Annotated in this window: 4 protein-coding genes; 2 read left to right on the forward strand and 2 right to left on the reverse strand. The window is 74.5% G+C overall.

Annotated features, from left to right (window positions below):
* Together SACHA_RS25375 and rmuC are read right to left on the reverse strand one after the other, a co-directional pair.
* The coding region (locus SACHA_RS25375; protein WP_019809939.1) for a DUF6542 domain-containing protein at positions 1-554 on the reverse strand (554 nt) is incomplete at its 3' end.
* A gap of 107 nt (positions 555-661) precedes the next feature.
* The gene (gene rmuC, locus SACHA_RS0111825) at positions 662-1,579 is read right to left on the reverse strand and encodes a DNA recombination protein RmuC (RefSeq protein ID WP_028663109.1); all 918 of its coding nucleotides are present in this window, start codon (positions 1,577-1,579) and stop codon (positions 662-664) included.
* 243 nt (positions 1,580-1,822) lie between these two features.
* On the opposite strand from rmuC, the gene SACHA_RS0111830 reads away from it, so the two are divergent.
* The gene (locus SACHA_RS0111830) at positions 1,823-2,983 is read left to right on the forward strand and encodes an exonuclease SbcCD subunit D (protein WP_019809943.1); all 1,161 of its coding nucleotides are present in this window, start codon (positions 1,823-1,825) and stop codon (positions 2,981-2,983) included.
* A partial coding sequence (locus SACHA_RS0111835) for an AAA family ATPase (protein ID WP_028663110.1) occupies positions 2,980-3,720 on the forward strand: 741 nt, incomplete at its 3' end. The genes SACHA_RS0111830 and SACHA_RS0111835, both read left to right, overlap by 4 nt.

Consider the following 3,720-nt stretch of genomic DNA (forward strand, 5'->3'; position numbering starts at 1 on the left):
TCCCGGCCGCCGTGCGGTGGGCGGTCCCGGCGGACACCGTCCTCGCCCTCCTCCCCGGTCCGCGGCCGCACTCCGCGGGAGCCGGTGGCCGGGGCGCGTTCCCGCCGGTAGCGGACGAGGCCGAGCACGACCGTCATCGCCGTCACGATCGCCATGGCCGGGAAGCCACCGGTCAGCGGTGTTCCGACGGCGAGTGCCTTGTCCTGCGGGTCGCTGCCCGCGGGCACGCCGGACCCGGTGAGCACCACCGTGGGCACGACCGCGGCCAGAACCAGTGGTGGCTGCACCATCTGGCCGAACACGGCGCGCCGTCGGACCGCGAGCACGGCGGCCACCGCGCCGACCGCGAAGCAGACCTGGTACGACTTCCCCAGCCCGCCGGTCAGCGCCTGCTCGCCGAAGGCGCCCGCCGCGGTGAGTCCGAGGCAGAGCAGCGTCGCGCCCCACCAGGGCAGTCCGCGCCGGGACCGGATCACGGAGCGCCTGTCCCAGGCGAGCGGGTTCGCGTCGTCTGTGGTGTCCGGATCGCCGCGCCGGTCTCGTGTGGCCGTCACGGGGAGACACCGTATCCCGTTCGCCGGTGACCCACGGCACCAGGCACGCACTCCCGCACGCCAGTGCTGTGTCCGGGGGGTGTCGCGACTCCGGCCCGCGCGGGGTGTCAGGTGGCCGAGACCTCGTCCTCCCTGCGCACCTCCGCCGGAGCGGTCGGGCTGGCCGAGGCCTCGGTGAGCGGCGCGATGCGGGCCCGGAAACTCTCCAGCGCGTCCAGCTCCCGGCGGCGGGCGGAGAGGAACCGTTGCAGGTGGGTCCCGGAGAGGTTGACCGCGTCCACGGCGTTGCCCGCCGCCCGGTGCGCGGCGGCGGCCTGGGACCGCACCCGTTCGACGTCGTCGAGCAGGGTGCGCTCCGTCGCGGCGAACAACGCGGCCGAGGCGATCACCGCGAACCCGGTCGGTCCGCAGGGGAACACTCTCCGGTCCAACAGCCAGCGCAGCAGTTCCGGGTCGGTGTCGAGGGCGGCGACCACGGCGGCGTCGGACGGGACGAACAGGACCGTGCCGTAGATGCCGTCGGCCCAGCGTGCGTAGTCCTTGCCGGAGAGTTCGGCGGCCCGCGAGCGCAGGTTCCGGACGTGCACCCGCAGCGCGTCGCGCCGTTCGGCCGGGTCGTCGGTCTCGACGGCCTCGGCCCAGCAGGCCGTGCTCGCCTTGGCGTCCACCGGCACCGTGCGGCCGCCGCCCACGTTCAGCAGCAGGTCCGGCCGGGCGGCACCGCCCCCGGCGAGGTCGGTCTGCAGGGTGAAGTGGACGCCCTCGCGCAACCCGAGTGCGCGCGCCGTCTCGGCGAGCACCTGCTCACCGAGCTCGCCGCGCCCGCTGATCGAGGCGAAGGTGACCTCGTACCGGCGCAGCGCCTGCCGTTGCCGGTCCACCGTGGCCCGTTCCTCGTCGAGCCTGCGGGTGGCGTCGTCGGCGCGGCGCAGGCCGTCCTGGTACAGCCGCCACAGCAGCACCACCGCGGCGGCCAGTGCGAGCGCGAGCACGATCGCCGCGGTGACCAGGATCGTCGAACCCACCGGTGCTGCCTCCTCGTTTCCGCCGACGCCGTCGTTTCCGCCGATGCCGTCGTCCGCGTTGTGCGGTCGTACCCGTTGTGCCGTCGTCGCCGTTGTGCGGTCGTCCGGCTCGGTGCCGGGCCCGTCGCCATGATGACGGCCGGTACCGACGAAACCGGTTCCGACCGTTCCGTGCAACACGTCCGGATGACACGCCGGGGCCGGTGCGCGGGTCTGTCGGGGGGTTCTCCTAGGTTGGCCGCCGTGCGACTGCTCCATACCTCCGACTGGCACGTGGGCCGGACCTTCCACGGCGCCGATCTGCTCGCCGACCAGGACGCCGTCCTGACCCACCTCGCCGAGCTGGTCGAGCGGGAGTCCGTCGACGTCGTGGTGGTCGCGGGGGATCTCTACGACCGTGCCGTGCCCTCGGCCGACGCCGTCCGGGTGGCGACGGGCGCGCTGACCCGGTTGCGCCGGGCGGGCGCGGAGCTGGTGCTCACCCCGGGCAACCACGACTCCGCGGCGCGGCTCGGCGCGTTCGGCGAGTTCGCCGAGTCGGGTGGTCTGCACCTACGTACCGCCGTCGACGACCTCGACCGCCCGGTGCTGCTGCACGACGCGCACGGCCCGGTGGCGATCTACGGCATCCCGTATCTCGAACCGGACACCGCGCGGCACTCCCTCGGGGTTCCGGACGCGCGCGGCCACACCGGCGTGCTGACCGAGGCGATGCGGCGGGTCACCGCCGACCTGGCGACCCGGCCGTCGTCGACCCGGTCCGTGGTCGCGGCGCACGCGTTCGTCACCGGCGGGGCGGGCAGCGAGTCCGAACGCACGATCGCCGTGGGCGGGGTCGAGCAGGTCCCGGGGTCGGTCTTCGACGGGGCGGACTACGTCGCCCTCGGCCACCTGCACGGCCCGCAGCGGCTGGCCGAGCACCTGCGCTACTCGGGCAGCCCGGTGGCGTACTCGTTCTCCGAGACGGCGCGCAAGGCGGTGTGGCTGGTCGACCTGGACGCCGACGGGCTGGCCGGGGTGCGGCGCCGCGACCTGCCGGTGCCGAGGGAACTGGCCACCGTGCGGGGCAGGCTGGACGACCTGCTGGAGTCGGCGGAACACGACGCTCTCGTGGAGTGCTACCTGTCGGTCACCCTGACCGACCAGGTCCGCCCGGTCGACGCGATGCGGAAACTGCGGGAGCGGTTCCCGCACACGCTGCACCTGGAGTGGGAGCCCGAGGGTGGCCGGTCCACGGTGCTGCGCTACTCGGACGCCGTGCGGGGGCGGTCGGACCGCGAGATCGCGGCCACCTTCCTCACGGACTGCCGGGGCGCCGCGCCGGGCGAGCGTGAGGACGAACTGCTCACCCGGGCCCTGGAACACGCGGGGCGGGCCCCGGCGGGCGGGGAGGAGGCGCGATGAGGCTGCACCGGCTGGAGGTGTGCGGGTTCGGCCCCTACGCGGGCCGGGAGATCGTGGACTTCGACGCGCTCGCCGCGGACGGGCTGTTCCTGCTGCACGGCGACACCGGCGCGGGCAAGACCACCCTGCTCGACGCGGTCGCGTTCGCGCTGTTCGGTTCCGTTCCGGGGGCGCGGGGCGCGGGCAAGCACCGGTTGCGCTGTGACCTCGCCCCCGCGGACACGGCCACGGAGGTCGTGCTGGAGTTCACGGCCCAGGGGCACCACCTCCGGATCGTGCGCGCACCGGAGTACCAGCGTCCGAAGCGACGTGGTGCGGGCTTCACGACCCAGCAGGCCAGGGCCTCGCTGAGCTGGCTGAGCCCGCCCCCGGACGGGATGTCGGCGGACGGGCTGACCCGCATCGACGAGGTCACCCGCACCGTGCAGCGGCTGCTCGGCATGACCGCGGAGCAGTTCTTCCAGGTGGTGCTGCTGCCGCAGGGTGAGTTCGCGCGGTTCCTGCGCGCCGACACCACCGAGCGGGAGAAACTCCTGGAACGGCTGTTCGGCACGCAGCGCTTCGCCGACGTGGAGCGGTGGTTCGCCGACCTGCGCACCGAGCGGCGGCGGGAGCTGGACCGGCAGCGTGCCGGGCGGGACAACCTCCTCGCCCGGCTGGCCCAGGAGGCACAGGAGGAGGAACCGGAGCACGCCGACGCCGCGTGGGTCGCCGACCTCCGGCAGCGCGCCACCGCG

This window comes from Saccharomonospora halophila 8, from assembly GCF_000383775.1.
Taxonomy (GTDB): domain Bacteria; phylum Actinomycetota; class Actinomycetes; order Mycobacteriales; family Pseudonocardiaceae; genus Saccharomonospora; species Saccharomonospora halophila.